Source organism: Sporolactobacillus sp. STSJ-5 (assembly GCF_024385605.1).
In the GTDB taxonomy this organism is placed as follows: Bacteria; Bacillota; Bacilli; order Bacillales; family Sporolactobacillaceae; genus Sporolactobacillus.
On the sequence record NZ_JANFOJ010000008.1, the window covers coordinates 116,200 to 135,002 of the forward strand.

General features: G+C 45.6%; 21 protein-coding genes. 11 read left to right on the forward strand and 10 right to left on the reverse strand.

Features of this window, described 5'->3' with window-relative positions:
- The first annotated feature begins 10 nt into the window (after positions 1-10).
- From NOM01_RS09630 to NOM01_RS09645, 4 genes are read left to right on the forward strand one after another with little or no spacing between them, the layout of a single operon-like run.
- Entirely contained in the window at positions 11-481 is a 471-nt protein-coding gene (locus NOM01_RS09630) for a transcriptional regulator GutM (RefSeq protein ID WP_255748299.1), read from the forward strand.
- A gap of 5 nt (positions 482-486) precedes the next feature.
- On the forward strand, positions 487-1,041 hold the full coding sequence (srlA, locus tag NOM01_RS09635; RefSeq protein ID WP_255748300.1) for a PTS glucitol/sorbitol transporter subunit IIC: 555 nt from the start codon (positions 487-489) through the stop codon (positions 1,039-1,041).
- A 13-nt stretch (positions 1,042-1,054) separates the two neighbouring features.
- Positions 1,055-2,062, forward strand: a complete 1,008-nt coding sequence (gene srlE, locus NOM01_RS09640; protein ID WP_255748301.1) for a PTS glucitol/sorbitol transporter subunit IIB — start codon at positions 1,055-1,057, stop codon at positions 2,060-2,062.
- A gap of 48 nt (positions 2,063-2,110) precedes the next feature.
- Positions 2,111-2,503 (forward strand): PTS glucitol/sorbitol transporter subunit IIA, encoded by a 393-nt coding sequence (locus NOM01_RS09645; protein ID WP_255748302.1) that lies wholly within the window; start codon positions 2,111-2,113, stop codon positions 2,501-2,503.
- Positions 2,504-3,572: 1,069 nt separating this feature from the next.
- On the opposite strand, the gene NOM01_RS09650 is transcribed toward NOM01_RS09645, so the two are convergent.
- The 8 genes from NOM01_RS09650 to NOM01_RS09685 all read right to left on the reverse strand — a co-directional run bounded on the left by NOM01_RS09650 (position 3,573) and on the right by NOM01_RS09685 (position 9,444).
- On the reverse strand, positions 3,573-4,667 hold the full coding sequence (locus NOM01_RS09650) for a metallophosphoesterase (RefSeq protein WP_255748303.1): 1,095 nt from the start codon (positions 4,665-4,667) through the stop codon (positions 3,573-3,575).
- A gap of 172 nt (positions 4,668-4,839) precedes the next feature.
- The gene (locus NOM01_RS09655) at positions 4,840-5,286 is read right to left on the reverse strand and encodes a ferritin-like domain-containing protein (protein WP_255748304.1); all 447 of its coding nucleotides are present in this window, start codon (positions 5,284-5,286) and stop codon (positions 4,840-4,842) included.
- Positions 5,287-5,413: 127 nt separating this feature from the next.
- Positions 5,414-6,178 carry an ABC transporter permease subunit gene (locus NOM01_RS09660; RefSeq protein WP_255748305.1) on the reverse strand — a complete coding sequence of 255 codons (765 nt, stop codon included), beginning with the start codon at positions 6,176-6,178 and terminating at the stop codon, positions 5,414-5,416.
- Positions 6,175-7,092 (reverse strand): ABC transporter ATP-binding protein, encoded by a 918-nt coding sequence (locus NOM01_RS09665; RefSeq protein WP_255748306.1) that lies wholly within the window; start codon positions 7,090-7,092, stop codon positions 6,175-6,177. The genes NOM01_RS09660 and NOM01_RS09665 overlap by 4 nt, the downstream gene beginning before the upstream one ends.
- A complete protein-coding gene (locus tag NOM01_RS09670) occupies positions 7,089-7,286 on the reverse strand; it encodes a PLDc N-terminal domain-containing protein (protein WP_255748307.1) in 198 nt (65 codons plus the stop codon). Before NOM01_RS09670 ends, NOM01_RS09665 begins: the two co-directional genes overlap by 4 nt.
- Positions 7,287-7,328: 42 nt before the next feature.
- Positions 7,329-8,372 (reverse strand): DUF1648 domain-containing protein, encoded by a 1,044-nt coding sequence (locus tag NOM01_RS09675; RefSeq protein ID WP_255748308.1) that lies wholly within the window; start codon positions 8,370-8,372, stop codon positions 7,329-7,331.
- Positions 8,369-8,758, reverse strand: coding sequence for a GntR family transcriptional regulator (locus tag NOM01_RS09680; RefSeq protein WP_255748309.1), 390 nt, complete (start codon positions 8,756-8,758; stop codon positions 8,369-8,371). Before NOM01_RS09680 ends, NOM01_RS09675 begins: the two co-directional genes overlap by 4 nt.
- A gap of 335 nt (positions 8,759-9,093) precedes the next feature.
- A complete protein-coding gene (locus NOM01_RS09685; RefSeq protein ID WP_255748310.1) occupies positions 9,094-9,444 on the reverse strand; it encodes a winged helix-turn-helix transcriptional regulator in 351 nt (116 codons plus the stop codon).
- A 117-nt stretch (positions 9,445-9,561) separates the two neighbouring features.
- Here NOM01_RS09685 and NOM01_RS09690 point away from each other — a divergent pair, with 117 nt between their 5' ends.
- From NOM01_RS09690 to NOM01_RS09705, 4 genes are all read left to right on the forward strand, one after another.
- Complete coding sequence (locus NOM01_RS09690) at positions 9,562-10,581, forward strand: zinc-binding alcohol dehydrogenase family protein (protein WP_255748311.1); 1,020 nt, start codon at positions 9,562-9,564, stop codon at positions 10,579-10,581.
- Positions 10,582-10,811: 230 nt separating this feature from the next.
- Positions 10,812-12,296, forward strand: a complete 1,485-nt coding sequence (locus NOM01_RS09695; RefSeq protein WP_255748312.1) for a UbiD family decarboxylase — start codon at positions 10,812-10,814, stop codon at positions 12,294-12,296.
- A complete protein-coding gene (gene lpdD / locus NOM01_RS09700) occupies positions 12,293-12,649 on the forward strand; it encodes a prenylated flavin chaperone LpdD (protein ID WP_255748313.1) in 357 nt (118 codons plus the stop codon). The genes NOM01_RS09695 and lpdD overlap by 4 nt, the downstream gene beginning before the upstream one ends.
- Positions 12,646-13,203, forward strand: a complete 558-nt coding sequence (locus tag NOM01_RS09705; protein WP_255748314.1) for a UbiX family flavin prenyltransferase — start codon at positions 12,646-12,648, stop codon at positions 13,201-13,203. Before lpdD ends, NOM01_RS09705 begins: the two co-directional genes overlap by 4 nt.
- Before the next feature lie 683 nt (positions 13,204-13,886).
- Here NOM01_RS09705 and NOM01_RS09710 read toward each other — a convergent pair.
- Positions 13,887-14,705: a MerR family transcriptional regulator gene (locus NOM01_RS09710; RefSeq protein ID WP_255748315.1), complete on the reverse strand. Its 819-nt coding sequence runs from the start codon at positions 14,703-14,705 to the stop codon at positions 13,887-13,889.
- 71 nt (positions 14,706-14,776) lie between these two features.
- Complete coding sequence (locus NOM01_RS09715) at positions 14,777-15,409, reverse strand: DUF421 domain-containing protein (RefSeq protein ID WP_255748349.1); 633 nt, start codon at positions 15,407-15,409, stop codon at positions 14,777-14,779.
- A 164-nt stretch (positions 15,410-15,573) separates the two neighbouring features.
- On the opposite strand from NOM01_RS09715, the gene NOM01_RS09720 reads away from it, so the two are divergent.
- The 3 genes from NOM01_RS09720 (at position 15,574) to NOM01_RS09730 (ending at position 18,672) form a co-directional block, all read left to right on the forward strand.
- Positions 15,574-16,494, forward strand: coding sequence for a ketopantoate reductase family protein (locus tag NOM01_RS09720; RefSeq protein ID WP_255748316.1), 921 nt, complete (start codon positions 15,574-15,576; stop codon positions 16,492-16,494).
- Positions 16,495-16,600: 106 nt separating this feature from the next.
- The gene (locus NOM01_RS09725; RefSeq protein ID WP_255748317.1) at positions 16,601-17,647 is read left to right on the forward strand and encodes a DUF1835 domain-containing protein; all 1,047 of its coding nucleotides are present in this window, start codon (positions 16,601-16,603) and stop codon (positions 17,645-17,647) included.
- Entirely contained in the window at positions 17,644-18,672 is a 1,029-nt protein-coding gene (locus NOM01_RS09730) for an NADH:flavin oxidoreductase/NADH oxidase (protein ID WP_255748318.1), read from the forward strand. The genes NOM01_RS09725 and NOM01_RS09730 overlap by 4 nt, the downstream gene beginning before the upstream one ends.
- Positions 18,673-18,803: the final 131 nt, after the last annotated feature.

The following is an 18,803-nucleotide window of genomic DNA, read 5'->3' on the forward strand; positions in this document are numbered from 1 at the left end:
GTGAAGCCCTATGTTTTACTTTACTTTGATGATTTTTATCGGTGGGGCCTTCCTATTGCAAATTTTCCTCGGTTACTTTCAAATCAAGCATTTTTCTAATGTATTTGTGGAGATGCGCCGAAAAGGGAAGGTAGCAATTGGACGAAAAAAGGGACATTTCAAGTCCGGAACGATTGTCTTTTTCACCGTTGATCCTGACGGCAACATAGTAGATGCGCGGAAGATGCAGGGAGTTACTATACTAGCCCGCTTTCATGAAATGAATGAGTTTCTTCATGAGAATATTCAGCGATTGCCTGATATGAAAATAAAGCGGTGCAACAAATTGCTCCAGAAAGCTATTGCTGATAGTGTGCATAATTACACGGTTGTCGCAAATGGCGGGGTAATCAAAGAGTCTCCGAGAACTCCAGTGGCAGGCGCATCATTAATGATTAAGAGCTTATTTCAGAAAGTACGAAAATCAAATAATCAGGGGTGAGTAAAATGGATCTGTTAGTAGGTGCTGCAAAGGGATTTATCTATCTTTTTCAAATGGGCGGCAAGACGTTTATTTCGTGGATGACGAGCATCGTACCGCTTGTACTCATGCTATTGGTTGCGATGAACGCTTTAATCGGTTTAATTGGTGCTGATCGAATTAACAAGCTGGCGGCCAAATCCGCAAGCAATCCGCTCCTTCGGTACATGGTTCTGCCTTTTCTCGGCGCATTTATGCTGGCCAATCCAATGGTGCATTCGCTCGGACGGTTTATGCCTGAATACTACAAGCCAAGTTACTTTGCATCCGCAGCTTATTTCTGCCATACAAGCAACGGTGTATTTCCGCATATTAATGCGGCCGAACTCTTTATCTGGCTTGGTATCGCCCAAGGAGTTCAGCAACTGGGATTGGACACTACTCCTCTTGCAATCCGATACTTGCTTGTCGGACTCGTCGCCAATTTCTTCTGCGGATGGATTACCGATTTCATGACAGGCTGGGTATCGAAACAGCAAAATGTGACATTAAGTAAAACAGCAGATCTAAAAAATAGTTGAGAGGGTGAACAGCATGTTCAAATCAGCTCGAGTTGTCAAAGGTAGCGGCGGATATGGCGGACCGCTAACGATTACACCGACCGAAGGAAAAGATAAAATTGTCTATATTGTCGGGGGCGGCAATAAACCCGCGATTGTTGATAAGCTTGCTGAAATTACCGGTGGGGTTCCTGTTAATGGGTTTAAAACCAGTGTACCTGACGAAGAGGCTGCCGTCGTCATTGTTGATTGCGGCGGAACGCTTCGATGCGGGATTTATCCGAAAAAAGGAATCCCGACGATAAATGTCATGCCAACCGGTAAAAGCGGTCCGTTAGCTCAATATATTAATGAGCATATCTATGTGTCCAATGTTGGTGTTGATCAAATTTCTGCATGGGAAGGTGCAGTCGATTCTTCAGAAGCAAGTGAAGCGTCACCATCAGATACGCAGAAAACCTATAAATACAGTTCAGATAAGAAAATTTCCGAGACTTTAGCAGCGAGCGAACACCAAGATTTGTTTACGAAAATCGGACTTGGTGCAGGAAGAGTAGTCAGCACGCTCTACCAGGCAGGTCGTGACGCCGTTCAGACCATGATTAACACAATCCTCCCTTTTATGGCGTTTGTAGCGATGATCATTGGAATCATTCAGGGTTCCGGGATCGGAAATTGGTTTGGCAAAGTGATGTCTCCGCTTGCAGGCAACATATGGGGCTTGATGCTGATTGGATTCATTTGCTCGCTCCCATTCCTTTCACCGTTGCTTGGCCCCGGCGGAGTCATCGGGCAAGTTATCGGAACATTAATCGGTGTGGAAATTGGCAAAGGAAATATTCCACCGCAATTAGCATTGCCGGCACTTTTTGCGATTAATACACAAAATGCTTGTGACTTTGTTCCGGTCGGATTAGGTCTTGCTGAAGCGAAACCGGAAACAGTAGAGGTTGGCGTTCCGGCAGTACTCTATTCACGCTTCCTAACCGGTGTGCCGCGCGTTGTTCTTGCTTGGTTGTGCAGTTTCGGACTTTATGTCTAAAAAAAAGGTATTCGTGCATTGTGTTTAAGTATTAAAGGAGGGTGAAAAATGTTCGGTATGAAAAGAAAATCAGAGGATCGCACAGAGATCTATAAAACAGAGATTAAAAGTATCGGCAAACTGGCAAAAGAGTTTCTTCAAGAAAGAATGCTTATTTTGTTTGGCAACGAGGCACCTGAAGGATTAAAGGACTATTGCTTCGGCATCGATGTAGAGTCGGTACATGACAAAATTCAAACAGGTCAATATTTATCTATAGATGACAGCAAATTCAAAATTACGGCAGTCGGCCGCCTCGTTCAGAAAAATCTTGCGGATCTCGGTCATATCACAATGAGATTTGACGGCAGCACGAAGGCGGATCTGGCGGGCACACTATACCTTGAAAGCAAACCGATCCCAGACATTGGCATTGGAACGCAAATTGCCATTGTTGGGTAACTGATGAAAAGAGAGGGTCGCCCGAGCCGAGTTCATGCACGAAAACTGAACTTCAATGCACGAAAAGTAGGGATCAATGCATGAAAATCAAGTGTCAATGCACGAATCCGCCAGCCCAATGCATAAATAAGAGCTCGAGCCGAGTTCATGCACGAAAACTGAACTTCAATGCATGAAAAGTAGGGTTCAATGCACGAAAATCAAGCGCCAATGCATAAATAAGGGCTCGAGCCGAGTTCATGCATGAAAACTGAACTTCAATGCATGAAAAGTAGGGTCCAATGCACGAAAATCAAGCGCCAATGCACAAATCCGCCAGCTCAATGCATAAATAAGAGTTCGAGCCGAGTTCATGCACGAAAACTGAACTTCAATGCATGAAAAGTAGGGTTCAATGCATGAAAATTCAGCGCCAATGCATGAACCCGCCAGCTCAATGCATAAATAAGGGCTCGAGCCGAGTTCATGCACGAAAACTGAACTTCAATGCACGAAAAGTAGGGTTCAATGCATGAAAATTCAGCGCCAATGCATGAACCCGCCAGCTCAATGCATAAATAAGAGCCCGGGCCGAGTTCATGCATGAAACCTGAACTTCAATGCACGAAAAGTAGGGTCCAATGCATGAAAATCAAGAGTCAATGCACAAATCCACCAACTCAATGCATAAATAAGAGCTCGAGCCGAGTTCATGCATGAAAACTGAACTTCAATGCATGAAAATCAAGTGTCAATGCACGAACCTGTCAGCTCAATGCATAAATAAAAGGTTGATAAAAATTAAAGAGGATGTCTCATAGTCAAAAAATCGACTTTTGAGACATCCTCTTTTCATTTAAGCCATCTTTTGGGACAGCCTCTTTATTTGCTTTTTTAGGTAAGCTTAACGTGCTGAAAAATGCATTTCGGCAGCAGCAAGCAGCATAGGCTTCTCATGAACCCGATTAACGACTTCAAGCGCTGAACGGCAGATGCTGTGAACACGCCGATTAAGCAGGTACTGATCACGAAACCTTAACTGCAGATTGCACAAAAAAAGTGATCAGAAAGTAGGCGAAAACATCAGTTTTTAGAAGCATTCCTTCGGCACCCAGCCGACCGATCCGTCTTTTTTGACGAGCGTATAGCCCGCACATGTATCGTTGATGACGGCAACCCGATCATGTTCCGCAACCGTCAATCCGCTCGCACTGACATCGTCGTCCGCGAAAAGCGCTGCTCCCTTTTTCACCAAGAACTCATTTTTGAGCCATTGCTTGAGTCCCAGATTCACATTTTCACAGAGACTGAAATATTTTCCCTGTTTAAGCAGTCTTATCTCATAGTTCGGATAGTTCAGCGTGCCAATGAAATCCGTCGGAGCAGTATAAGCTTTTCGAACGGTTGCAGTCTGATGAAAATGATCCGCATAGGTGTAGGTGATCCGATCACCTTGCGGATGGCGTTCAATGATCAGGGCATTCAGCTGTCCGTCGAAACGCACCTGATTACCGCCGTCGATGCAAATCATCCGCTTATCGGGATCAATGATCGGATTGTGGCAAGTGACGGATTCGGCGCGATAATTGACGACCGGCCAGTGTCCGACGACCACAGTCTTCGCGCATTGATGCTTGCGTGTATAGAAATGAGGGAGCGCAGTGGCTGATCGGTGGCTCGTCTCTCGCCAATCCTTAATGTCGTCGATCCCCGCGTGAATAAACAAATAATGATCGGCTTCCAGAGCGGTCGGCAAGGAAAACAGCCAGTCTATTTCCTCACCACAGTTGCAATGGTAAAAATTCGCCAACTCTGTGACCGAATTAAAATCGGCATAGGTCCGTCCGTGTTCCTGCAGCCATTCATTCATGATCGAATGCGGATTTCGTTCCAGATGACCAAAGAATGTCGGATCATGATCGAAGGCATGATGAATCAGCCGGTCGCAGTTTCCTTCGGTTATATAGGCATTGGTATTTTCCTCGGTCAGTCTTCTGGCAAAGCGGATTACGCCCAAGCTGTTAGGACCTCGTTCGCACAAATCGCCATTGATGATCAGCGTATCTTCCGTACTATAATGAACTTTTTCAAGCAGTTCCTGAAAAAGACTCAAATCGCCGTGAATGTCGGAAATGACGATGACCCGTCCGGTTTCCGGGAACGTGATATTTTGAATGTGAAGCATAGGAAATCTCCTTCTGCAAAATGGCCGAGCAGCTCTATGGATAAAAGTTCTTCTTAATAGCTTATATTATAGCTTAATTGATGAGTTGAGGTATGGATAAACGTTCTGTAAAGAACCCCTGCCGTTTTCCATGTTCGTGGGAAGAAGGCAGGGGTTTACGGACTTGCAATGGTTAAGCTAAATTGGTTGTCATGAACCCAAAACGGATTGCATGTTTGATCTCATCTGAAAATGCACGTAATAAAATGTTTCGAACCGTCGGGTCTGACTGTGTTAAATAGAGATTCCGATATGTCTCGTAATCTTCCAGCTCATCACGATAAGCAATGCGCAAGCCTTCCGAAAAGGATTGAAACTGGACCGGCGTGATTTGATAGACCGGCTGATTGCCAGTCAACTGAACGTAAAGCCAACTGAATAATTGAAAATGATCGTGTTCATCTTGACGAATCCTAAGGATATCTGCCTTCATTTGCTCGTTTGGTGCTGCTTCAGCCAAACGTCCATAGAAATCGACAGCCGTTGCCTCACCTTTCACGGCATCGAGAACGGCAGAAGTAAATGTAGAAGAGGTGCTGCCTTGGCCGATCTGTCGGTACTGCTGATCATCGTAAAACACGAATAGTCACCACCTATTTTTTTCTCGTTATAGGCTATGGTTATTTTAGATTTATGTGAGTACCCAAGGTGAGTTGTATCTCATTCTTTTTGAATACCTTTAAAAAAGGTAATGCATAAATCGGAAATTATATGCTTTTTTTCTTAAACAACATCATGGCGAGAATTAGCGTACTCAGGATCAGGGCGCAGGTGCTCCAAGCGGTATTGAGTAACTGATCAAACGCTGCTTTGCCTGTCAATAAGGCAACGTTTTCTGAAACGAGCTTCAAAGGATTAAACGGATCCATTCTGAAAATAGCTTGGCAGATGAGTAGAATCCCCAGCCCGGCAGCGGTTACAAGAAGTCCACCGAATGCTCCTCGCGTGACGACACTTGCCAGTAGGAGAAATGCGAGAAGAAAGGCACCGAATAACCAGAGGCAGAAAAGCGAGAAAAACAAATGGCTGACAGAAATGGTTTGAAAAAAATACAGCGTGTAGCCGTAATTGATCAGAGTGGCAAGTGCGTAGCTTAATGTCCACAAAGTCAAAGCGGAAGCATATTTGGCAAGGATGACCGCATGGCGGGACAGTCCTTTTGACAGCGGGATGATTAATGTCCCTTTGGCAAGATCTTGAGACAGCAAACCACCAAAGACAAGAAGCAATACGACTGTGCCCATCTGCGAGAAATTTTTGAAAAACTGAGTAAAAGCATCGATGAATGTGGGTTCCGGAATCTTGAGAACCATTCCCTCAACGCCAACATTTGCAAGAATGTCGGGCATCATTTTGGCAGTCAGAGGACTCATCATACCGAAAATAGCGGTCACTGAAAACAAAATAAGGACTCTGTAATTTCGAATCGCTTCAAGCAGTTCTTTTTTGAAAAATGCAGTGAATCCATTCATTTGATCACATCCAAGAAGACATTTTCGAGCGTCGGTTCAAGAAGTTGATAATTCGTAATCGGTATTTGCTCATCAGAGAGCAGGTCAATAATTTTGAGCCCGTTCTTTTGTGGATCATGCAACTGCACCGTTACCGCACATTGACTGGTTTCAACAGATTGAATAAAGGAGAGCGTGCGCAGGTGTTCAAACAGACGCCTGGCCTGTACTTCATCGATGGTTTCAATGCGTACGGCTTCTTTCCGGTACGTATTTTTAACCTCGGACAGCTTCCCATGCAGAGCGAGCGTACCTTCATGCAACAGCCCGATCGAGTCGCAAATACGTTCCACGTCAGATAGGATATGTGTTGAAAAGATGACTGTTGTCTGATCGGCGGCAACAGACAAAAGGTCAAGAATTTCTTTCCTTCCTTGTGGATCGAGCGCCGATGTTGCTTCGTCGCAAATTAACAATTTCGGTGTGTTCAATAATGCTTGTGCAATCCCAAGCCGCTGCTTCATGCCCCTTGAAAAGCTGTGGATTTCCCGCTTGATTCCGTCAAGACCGACCAACGGCAGCAGCTCCTGTACACGCTCATGGATCTGAAGCTTTTTAAGACCGGTGATCCGGCCACACATAACTAAGTATTCTTTAGCAGTCATATATCCATAAAACTCAGGTACATCAGGCAGGTATCCGATAAAACGGTTGGTTGCCGTATTTCCGTAGGCAACGTTCTCTCCGCAAACAAGAATCTTTCCGCTGGTTGGTTTAAGGAAGCCCATGATCATCTTCATTGCCGTCGTTTTTCCCGCACCGTTTTTTCCGATCAGACCGAAAATAGAGTGCTCAGGAACAGTGAAGTTGAGATCGTTCAGGACGAGATGCTTGCCAAAATTTTTACTGATGTGGCGCATTTCTAAGATGTTCATGAATCTTCGCCTCTGCCGATTGCAAAATAGATGATTGGACCGATGATTTGAACAAAAAGGACAATAGCGATCCAAATGAATCGATTTGCGAATCTGAATGATCGGTGCCGGAAAATATGAATCAGTGCAGTGAGGGCAAGAATGAGTTCGAGAGCAATAATCGGAATCAGGAACGGCAGGTAGTCTTGAATCATTACATTCACTCCAATCGTAACGCTAATTTTTGAACGTCCTGTTTATCGAGAGAGCAGGATGGTGATGAGGATGATCCCAACTAGGACAATCCACGCAATCGGACGAGCCATATTGACCGTGAATCCAATTCCGACTCGTTTTTCCACAAAAATCGAGGGATCGGAGCGATTAAAATAGAAGATGCCCCAAATCCACTTGCCGTCGTCATCAAGGATCGGCCCCGATACATGTTTGCTGCGAACAAAGCGTATATAGAGCCAAATCATCGTAATCAAAAATCCCAAATTAACAAGTGATAGAATTGCAAACCACAGCGGACTGATCGGCGTGATAAAGCTGAGAACAACCAGAAAGAACAGAATCTCTGATAACAGACAAAAAATGATCAGCAAAAGAGTCATCATTTTTCGATACTGCGCATAACCCGGAGCAGCATTTGGATTTCCTTTAACTGACGCGGGTGCGCGCCGAGTAAAGAGAACAAGAGCGCCGAGCATCAGCTCCAATGCCACCGGTGACAGTACGGTATGCCATGATTTTGGTGCCCATCGGTCGGGTCCGCTGATTCCGAAATGCGTCGGAATTGAGTCAGCCATGTACGGATAACCGAACCACACGACAGCGAGGGTGGCAACGAAGACCGGAACCAAGAGAAGAACCCATTTGAGAGACAATACGGTTTCTCGGTCGCTTTTGCCCAGGTCAACAACAATCTTTTTTGTAGTTAGTTGGGCATCCGGAGCCATACTCTGCTTCAATTTTCGAGTCTGCCGGTTGGCAAGAACAAAGAGAAACGAATCGATTACAATGAGAGCGAGCATAACCATGCTAAATCCAAAGAGCCACTTTTCATCGGTTAGGATAAATGAGAGAAAAAGAAGAATAACGAACAGCGCAAGGTCAGTACCGGCAGATCTAACTAGGTAGCGGCGACGAATCGATGCTGCCTGAGCATCTCTCCAGATTGAAGGATTGGCAAAAACGACACCAAACAGAACATTCTTTCTTGAAAACCAAGGCTGCATAATCATGAGACACGCGACAAGGACATAGGTGCATATAAGAATGAGGATGTTTTCGTTCACGATTCATTACCCTCCAGTTCGTCATACATGTGATCAATCATTTGATGCAGCACGGCTCGATCAACGCGGCGTGTAACCGCCTCAGAGACAAGTGTTTTCAACGGATCACCGCAGTTTTCCAGAAACTCAGCCGCATTTTGTGCTGCATCTCCGGCTTTGATAAAGGTTCCGCGCCGCCGCTGAATTTCAATAAACCCTTCGCTTTGAAGTAATTGGTAGGCTTTATTGACGGTATGAAGATTGACACCGATTTCTGCTCCTAGAGTACGGACAGAAGGCAGTGGATCACCGTCGTTCAAATTACCGGAAGCGATTCCGTTGACAATTCCATTGCGTATTTGCATATAAATCGGCTGGTCAGAACCGAAATCGATCGAAAGGAGCATCAGTAATCGCCTCTTGTTCTATCTGTTATATATTAAGTATAACAATAAAGATGTCATTCGTCTATGAAATCATTTATTTTCAGAAAGTATGCTCCCAAAGAAAGATGATCCCTTGATTCAAGTAAATAAATCAGCATCCGGATTTTGAAATGCCTCTCTAATCGAGCATAAGGTGATTTAAACGAATAGGAAAAACGTGACACACGTAAAGTACAGCAAGTTTTGCTCATCTTTTAAACAAAATTTTAGACAAAATTTTAGACAAAATTTTAGACAAAATTTTAGACAAAAATAAATAAGGCTATGCCCGTGCTCAGTCAAGAGCATCGCATGCCTTATTTTTCTAGGAGGTCCTGATGAGTCTGCTCGTAGCGATCGCCCCAGTGCTTCATCTCTTGAATAATCGGTTTCAAGGTTTCCCCAAACGCAGTGAGCGAGTACTCTGTTTTTGGTGGAACAACTGGAAATACTTCTCGATGAATGACACCGTCTTTTTCTAATTCGCGAAGCTGAAGCGTTAACATACGCTGACTCACACCCGGCATGAGACGGCGCATCTCGTTAAATCGTCTTGTTTTCGTCATTATATGATAAAGGATGACGCCTTTCCATTTCCCGCCGATGATATCAAGGGTTGTTTCAACAGGGCAATGTTTGCAGGCGTATCCTGCTTTTCGATTCCGCATTAATAAGCCTCCTAGGTTACATTCTTGTTTCTACGTCACGACATTGTGCGTTCTACCCGATCCGCTTTAGTGCCATTATACTATAAGTGTAATCGAAATGAGGATGGGAGAGATTTGATGAAAGCATTCGGCACATTTGAAACAACAGATATTTCAAATTCAAACAGTATTGTTCCTATAGAGATTCCTGTTCAACAGCCGACAGGGCATGATCTTCTTGTTCAGGTAAAGGCTGTATCTGTTAATCCGGTTGACACGAAAGTGCGAAATGCGCAGAACGGACGAACGAACGGCGCACGGATCGTCGGCTATGATGCGAGTGGCATCGTAGTGGCAGTGGGGGAAAAGGTGACCCTGTTCAAACCGGGTGATGAAGTCTATTACGCAGGGGATGTTACGCGAAAAGGAACGAATACCGACCAGCATCTAGTTGACGAACGAATTGTTGCACATAAGCCGGAAACGTTGGATTTTCTGACTGCAGCAGGGATACCTTTGACAAGTATTACTGCTTATGAAGCTCTATTTGCTCGGTTGCCGTTTAGCGCCGAACATCATGAGAAAAATATTGGAAAACGGCTGCTCATTATAAATGGTGCTGGCGGCGTCGGATCGATTGCCATTCAGCTTGCCAAATGGGCTGGCCTTCATGTCATTGCTACGGCGTCACGGCCGGAAACGATTAGGTGGGTAAAAGATCTTGGCGCAGATGAGGTCATTAATCACAGACAATCCTTTAAAGATGAATTTGAGAAGCTTCCGTTTGATACGGTTGATGCGATTCTCTGCTTGAACGACACGAAGGGACATTGGCAGAACATGTATGACGTGATCAAACCTCAAGGCCATATCTGCTCCATTGTGGAAATTGGAGACGGCATTAATCTGGACCTGATTAAGCCTAAGAGTATTACGTTTAGCTGGGAATTCATGTTCACGCGTCCGATGTTTGAAACCGAGGACATGATTGAGCAGCATAATCTGCTTACAAAAGTTGCGAAATTGCTGGACAATGGTGTCCTTAAGCAGACCGTAACAAAGAAGCTGACACCGTTGAACGCAGAAAATCTGCGCGAAGCACATCAATTGGTTGAAAGTGGCAAGATGATCGGAAAAATTGTTGTTGGCGAAAATTAAAGAGATGAATGAACTGCCTTCGGGAACGACTCTTTAAAGAGAAGAACAAATCAGAGCAAAGCAAAGAAACGAATTAATTAAGATGAGAATAAGAATGTCGCGGGAAATCAGCCGCGGCATTTTTTTTGTACCATACGGAGCGTAGTTGACTGTATAGCTGCTATACACTGTAAAATGAGCACGGACTAATTTTGTGTGATTCATGAATTACAAAAAAGGAGTGAGTTCGTGTGGTTGAGAAAGAAGCAAAAATTACGGATATGCGGTCGGCTTTGGAGCTGTTAAAGTCGGTGTCCGGTCAGCTCATTGAAACGGATGAACCAGTTGATCCGCAGGCGGAAATTTCCGGTGTCTACCGTCATGTAGGTGCGGGCGGAACCGTGATGCGTCCAACGAGAAAAGGACCTGCGATGATTTTTAATAATGTGAAAGGGCATCCGGATGCACGTGTCTTAATTGGCTTGCTAGCCAGCCGTGAACGTGTGGCGATGATGCTTGGAACGGAGCCGGAGCGCCTCGGTTTTCTACTCAATGAAGCAGTCAAGAATCCGATTCAGCCGGTTGTCATCAATGAAAAGCCGAAATGCCAAGAAGTCGTACATTATGCGGATGAGCCGGGATTCGATATTCGCAAGCTGATTCCGGCACCTACGAATACGGAAGAGGATGCCGGGCCGTACGTCACAATGGGGATGTGCTATGCGTCGGATTCGCAGACCGGAGATTCGGATGTCACGATTCATCGACTGTGTCTCCAAAGCAAGAATGAAATTTCAATGTACTTTGTTCCGGGTGCGCGCCACCTCGGTGTCTTTCGTGAAAAGGCGGAAAAAGAAGGGCGTCCACTCCCAATTTCCATCAGCATCGGTGTCGATCCTGCAGTTGAAATCGGCGCTTGTTTCGAACCGCCGACCACTCCGCTTGGCTACAACGAGCTCAGTGTCGCTGGAGCGATCCGCAATCAGGCGGTGGAGCTTACTCCATGTCTCACGATTGATGAAAAAGCGATTGCCAATGCGGAATATGTGATTGAAGGCGAGCTGATTCCTGGAGCCTATGTGCGGGAGGATCAAAATACAAATACCGGTAAAGCGATGCCTGAATTTCCGGGCTATACGGGTCCGGCAGTCGCTCAAGTGCCGCTTATCAAAGTGAAGGCGGTCACGCATCGTAAGAATCCGATTATGCAAACCGTGATTGGGCCAAGCGAAGAGCATGTGAACATGGCCGGAATTCCGACCGAGGCGAGCATTCTCCAAATGGTAGAACGCGCAATGCCGGGCAAGGTGTTGAATGTGTACTGCCATCCATCAGGAGGCGGCAAATACATGGCGATTCTGCAATTTAAAAAAATACAGCCCAGCGATGAAGGACGTCAGCGTCAAGCGGCACTTCTGACCTTTGCCGCGTTTTCTGAAATGAAGCATGTCATGCTCGTGGACGAGGATGTCGACATATTTGATACGAGCGATGTACTTTGGGCGATGAACACGCGTTATCAGGGAGATGTCGATACCATTTTTATTCCAGGTGTCCGCTGTCATCCGCTCGATCCGACTCAGAATCCGGAATACAATCCATACATTCGTGATAAAGGTATCTCCTGCAAGACCATTTTTGATTGCACCGTTCCATATCATTTAAAGGATAAATTTCAACGGGCTAAATTCATGGATGTTGACCCAAGTCGATTCGCACCGGAGCTGTTTCAATGATCCAGTTGATGAAAAAGTCGGGACGCATCACGATTGATTTAACTGCAATAAGAATGGGCCAGGATCTATGCGTGATGCTGACGGGTGGCGACCGGCCACATTTAGGCGTTGTGACGATCGCTGCCAAAGGTATGGATGCGCAAACACTCGCTTTCGGTACGCACAAGGAGCGTTTTGTGACCGAACCGATTGCCCAAGTGTTGAGCCAAAGGTTTAGCGGACATTTTGTGATCTGCTGCGGTATTCATGTGGATCAGATTACCAAACCGGAAATTGATCAGGTAAAAGTACTATCTATGGCGCTTGCCAATGACTTGTGCGTACAATTGAACGAACGGGGAGATGACCAATGAACATTATTGTTGGCGTGACCGGAGCGTCTGGCACCATTTTTGCGGTGAAGCTGCTTGAAGCCCTGCATCAGGCAGAAGATGTGACAACACATCTGATTATGAGTGACTGGGCAAAAAATAACTTGGAGATCGAGACCGACTACGCATTTAATGAAGTAAAAAAGTTGGCGGATGAGCTCTATGACAATCGGAATCTTGGCGCACGAACCTCAAGCGGCTCGTTTCTAACCGACGGCATGGTCATTGTTCCATGCAGTATGAAAACTCTGAGCGCAGTTGCCAATGGTTATGAAGACAGTTTGATCACGCGCACAGCCGAAGTTATGATTAAGGAAAATCGCAAGCTGATTCTCTGTCCTCGCGAATCACCGCTCAGCGCAATTCATTTGGAAAACATGCTGAAACTTGCGCGGCTCGGTGTGCGCATCGTGCCGCCAATGCCCGCCTTCTATAATCATCCGAAAACATTGGACGATATGGTCAATCACCACGTGATGAAAATTCTCGATCAGTTGGGCATTCCAAATGCGCGATCCCAACGCTGGAACGGATAAAAACAATAGAGAACAGGAGCTTCTTATTGAGAGAAGCTCCTGTTTTTCGCATACGAACTATGAAAAGAAAAAATGAGAGCGAACGGCGGGGAAGTTCAACCTAAGATCGGAAAAGTAAAACCGAACGAGTCGAAAGTTTAACCTAAGATTAGAAAAGTAAAACCGAACATGAGAAGTTGAACCTAATAAGTGAAAAGTTGAACCGAACGAGTCGAAAGTTCAACCTAAGATTGGAAAAGTAGAACCGAACATGAGAAGTTCAACCTAATAAGCGAAAAGTTAATCCGAACGGGTCGAAAGTTCAACCTAAGACCGGAAAAGTAAAACCGAACATGAGAAGTTGAACCTAATAAGCGAAAAGTTAATCCGAACGAGTCGAAAGTTCAACCTAAGATTGGAAAAGTAGAACCGAACATGAGAAGTTCAACCTAAGATCGGAAAAGTAAAACCGAACGGGTCGAAAGTTCAACCTAAGATTGGAAAAGTAGAACCGAACATGAGAAGTTCAACCTAAGATCGGAAAAGTAAAACCGAACGAGTCGAAAGTTCAACCTAAGATCGGAAAAGTAGAACCGAACATGAGAAGTTGAACCTAATAAGTGAAAAGTTGAACCGAACGAGTCGAAAGTTGAACCTAAGACCGGAGATGCGAGCTTAATCACCAGGGTTCGATTCACATTTCCTTAGTGAATGTGAATCTGCAGTTGGCACAGGTCGGCATTGTGTTCACTTGCGTAGAAGGTGGCATCAAGCAAACAGACATCAATAATTGGACCGGTCACTTCAAATTTATGCTCTGCGATCCATTCGAGAAGATGTCGGGCATAGCTTAAATCGTATGGCATTCCATACTTATACATGCAAGCGTAGGATCCGCTCGGGAGTGTTATAGTTTCTGAGACCTTAGCCGTTTGATCGGGAATTTCAATGAAAACGCCGGCTTGGCTGAACGGCGTATCACCGGTCATCATTTCGTGCTTAATCAGTGTGCCAAAACGTCCCGAGGGCGTAATGCCGTGTTCATGCAACAAGCGCCAGGCACGCATCATCGTCAAATGCAATGTTGGTCTGTCGACTTCACTGTCGAAGGGCACAAAGACAACTTTGCGTTCAGGCAATTGCTCAATCACCGGGCGATAGAGTTCTTCCTTGCTCTGATCAACATTTTGATAAACCAACAATCGGTTTTTGATGGAACGACGTATGCTGAGTAACTCGTCAATTTTTTCATTGATCTTTTTTTCGTGGAACGTAAGAAGGGTCAGCGCGCTGGTTACATCGCGTCCTTTAATGTTTTGCTTGATCTCATCCAGCGGCACACCAATTGACTTTAGAAAGCAGATTTCTCTTAGAAAGGGGATTTGTCGCACGCTGTAGTAGCGGTAGCCGTTGGTGTCCTTGCTGTCTGGCTGAAACAAGCCTATTTTATCGTAATAGATGAGCGTTTGTCTCGAAATGTTATGAATTTCCGCCATCTGGCTGATCGACAATTTGCTGCTCACGATTTTTGCCCCTTTCGTTCACCTAAGTGTATCGTGAAAAACAGCTCTCAGGCAAGTGAACGATGAAGGAGTCAGCGTAATTTTTGCGGAACAGATCGTTTGTGTCCGTTCTCAATCTCAGTAAATAAATTGCTGTCCGGCTGCTTTTTTGATTGTGCGGACGGCAGCCGAACCTTGAGCGCCCGAGCGATGACATTCAGGTCGTCTCGAAGTTCAGCAATATCTGCTTTTGTTGCCGGTCTCTGACCGGAAACGAGCAAGTAGCCGATTTGTCCACTTTGTTCAACGGTTGCCATCTCGACATCTTCAATCCGTTCAATGCCCATCTGCCGAAGTTGCATCTCAATATGATCCACTGTCATCTTCATTTTTTTCAGACGAATCGGACGCAGTCTTCCATTTTTTATAATGATTTTAGCGTGTCCGGAAAAGAGGGATTCTGCCCAGTCCCATTTCAATTGAATAAGATCTATTAAAAAAAGAGTGAATACAAATATAGCACCGATGACAAAGGAAAGGGTAACACTTTTTCCGCTGATTGGTTGGACGAGCAATGTCCCAATAGAGATCATAATGACTGTTTGCGGAATGGTCATTTGTGAGATCGATTTTCTTCCTGAAATTCGAATCAGCAAAATACCAAACAGAATAATGACAACGGCTTTCCATAGCCAGCTTGGGTGAAAATCAATAAAACGCATCATAAAATTCACGAGACTCAAACCCTTCGCACCATTTTTATAGATAGTTTGGCTATTGGCGCCATTTTCTATGTATGGCTGATCAGTTGTGAGCTATTGATTGAAACGTTTATACTAGATGTAAAGTGATTTTACAGAAAAATTCACAACGATCCGGAGGAAGAGGAATGGAGATCAAGACGGTAGCGATTGTTGGGCTCGGTGCGCTGGGAATTATGTATGGAAAACAAATGGTCGATCATTTAGGTAAGGATGCGGTACGGATTGTTGCCGATCATGACCGGATCGCGCGATACAAAAGAGAAGGCATTTACTGCAACGGGGAGCTATGTGATTTTCATTATGTGGATGCAGACGTACAAGGCGATCCTGCTGATCTATTGATTTTCGCAGTGAAATACACCGGGCTTAAAGATGCAATTGAAAGTGCCAGAAACCAACACGGCAAGCAGACGGTTCTGCTTTCCGTGTTGAACGGTATCTCTAGTGAACAGATGATTGGTGAGGCATTTGGCTTTGATCAACTGCTTTATTGTATTGTCGCCGGTATGGATGCTTCGAAAATCGGCAATGAATTGACCTACAAGAATATAGGATTCGTCAGTTTTGGAGAAGCCGACGACACGCGCAGTGAAAAGGTGGACGACCTGGCCCGTCTGTTTGAAAAAACGGGAATTCCTTATGAAATTCCTGACCGCATGCTTCATAAAATGTGGAGCAAACTGATGGTCAATACAGGTGTGAATCAGTCGACTGCTGTTTTCGAAACCAATTACGGTGGGATACAGGTACCGGGCAAGCCTCGTGAAACGGTCATTGCCGCGATGAAGGAAGTGGTTAAAGTCGCCAATGCTGAAGGGGTGCCGCTTCAAGAAAGTGAGATCGCTGGTTGGTTGAACATCAATGATGCTCTGAATCCTGAAGGAATGCCTTCGATGCGGCAGGATACCTTGCAGCATCGCCCGACCGAGGTCGATCTGTTTGCGGGTACCATTCGCAAACTGGGACAGAAGCACGGGATTCCGACACCGGTTAATGATTTTCTCTATGATCGAATTCGAACTATTGAAGCGAGTTATGCAAAATAAATAGTTAAAAGCTGAATGACCATTTTGGCATTCAGCTTTTTTCAAGTCTTTATGTTTGGTGGGTAATCAATGATTTTGTTAGGATTTGAATGGAGGCGGTTTGTCCGTGTATGAAAATCTTGGCGAAGCAATAAATCAGCTAACGGAACGAGAGAGCAAGCGGATGCTGTTACATCTGTTTCAGGAAGCAGCAATAGCCGAGCAGTTTACGGATGAACAACGGCTTTCCAAGCGGATTCGTCACATGTATGAAGACTTGATTCGTTTGCAGCCGGAGCAGCCGCTGACTAAAGAAGCCTTAAATCACTGGCATATTGTGTTTGGCAATTCAACTGCCGGGAGTTTGAAGGTAGGACTTGGCAGTATCCATGCCCGGCGCGAACGGATACTTGTCATCACTTCGGATCTCTCATACGGACCATTAGCGCATTTAGATGAAGTGGATGGAGTGCACCATCGAAACGCCTGGATCAAAGATAAATTGGAAGATTATTTTTATGATGTGGATGGCAACGAAGCGTTGGTTGATCAGCTGCGCGCGATCAAGGCTATTCCTGAGCATATGCCAATCACCATTTGGGCATCGGACAATGCTTGGGATCAGTGCGGGCTGGCTCTAGTAGTCTATCTTTTGCGCGGCCGGATGAATCCAATTCAAGTCATCAATCCTTCTGCACATGAGAAACAGCTGTCTGAGGAGCTTGGGGAAGAGATACAAGCGGCATACAGCTTCGAATTGCCTTCGGAAACGCTGGCGATGTTATTTAAAAAACAAGCGCGGAATCCGTCACTGACCGAAAACGAGCGCACCCGATTGGAACGCGAATGGCTGCGCGTCTCCGCCGATCCATCAGTACTGAGAATCTGGGTGGACGACCACGTGCAGCCCGTAGCGCCGGATTACTTTGATGCCGAGATTTTACGGCACGCGCGCCGGCTAGCGCGTCAAAAGGAAAACCATAAAGGCTTTCTCTGCATGCGCTTAATTGGCGATGCAATCGGTGAACTGCATGAAAAACAGTGGGTCGGTGATACATTTATTTATTGGCGTATTAAAGCACTGATTGATGCAGGGAAAATGACGGTGATCAAGAATCCCAATCAGATTTTGCATGCCCAATTAATTCTTAATTCGAAGGAGCGACTTAAATGATTGATTTGTTTACACCATGGACGTTTAAAGGCTTGGAACTAAAGAATCGTGTTGTCATGCCGCCGATGTGTCAGTATTCCGTTGAAAAAAAGGATGGGATTGCAACGGATTGGCACTACGTGCACTATGTCAGTCGGGCGATTGGCGGCGCAGGGCTCATCATTATCGAAATGACCGATATCGAGCCGGATGGACGGATCACTGATAACGATCTTGGGCTCTGGTCCGACGAACAAATTCCGGCACTTGCACGGATTGTCGACGCTTGCCACAAGTACGGTGCGAAGGTCGCGATTCAAATCGCGCACGCTGGGCGCAAAGCGCAGGATGCTCCGGTACCGGTTGCCCCGTCTGCCATTGCATTCAATGATGAGTATAAAACGCCACGTGCACTTACAACGGATGAGGTCAAGGCGATGCCCGGCCGATACGCACAAGCTGTGAAGCGGGCGGTTAAGGCCGGATTTGATGCAATCGAATTGCATGGCGCGCATGGCTACCTGATTCATCAGTTCCAATCTGCTTTTACCAACAAAAGGACGGATGAATATGGCGAGGATCTGTCGAGGTTTGGCTCAGAGGTTGTTCAAGCGGTTAAGAAGGAAATGCCTACAGAGATGCCGCTGATCATGCGCATATCTGCGATTGAATATGTGAACGGCGGATACGGACTGGAGCACAGCATTCCGATCGCCAAGGCATATAAGGAAGCGGGTGTCGACCTGTTTCATGTCAGTGCCGGCGGCGAAGGTCCAATCGCTGCAGCAGGAAAACCGGGGACACACGCCGCCTATCAAGTACCGTTTGCTCGGGAAATTCGGAAAGCTGTCGGCACGCCGGTCATCGCGGTCGGACGGCTGGATGATCCGCAGCTGGCGAATGCAGTAATTGGCAATGAAGAAGCCGATCTCATTGCTGTTGGCCGAGGCATGCTGAGAAATCCATACTGGACTTTGGAAGCCGCTGCCAAGCTTCATAAAGAAACAGCCGTTCCGGAGCAGTACCTTGCCGGATTCGCACACTAAATAAAATGAAGTGTCTTCTCCTAATTCAGGGAGGAGGCTTTTTTTGTCTAGAAAAAAATTATAAATTATCGACTTGTGGATAAGCGATTGTGAAACGTAAATCATGGCAAAGCGAAGCAAGCGATCCTCAT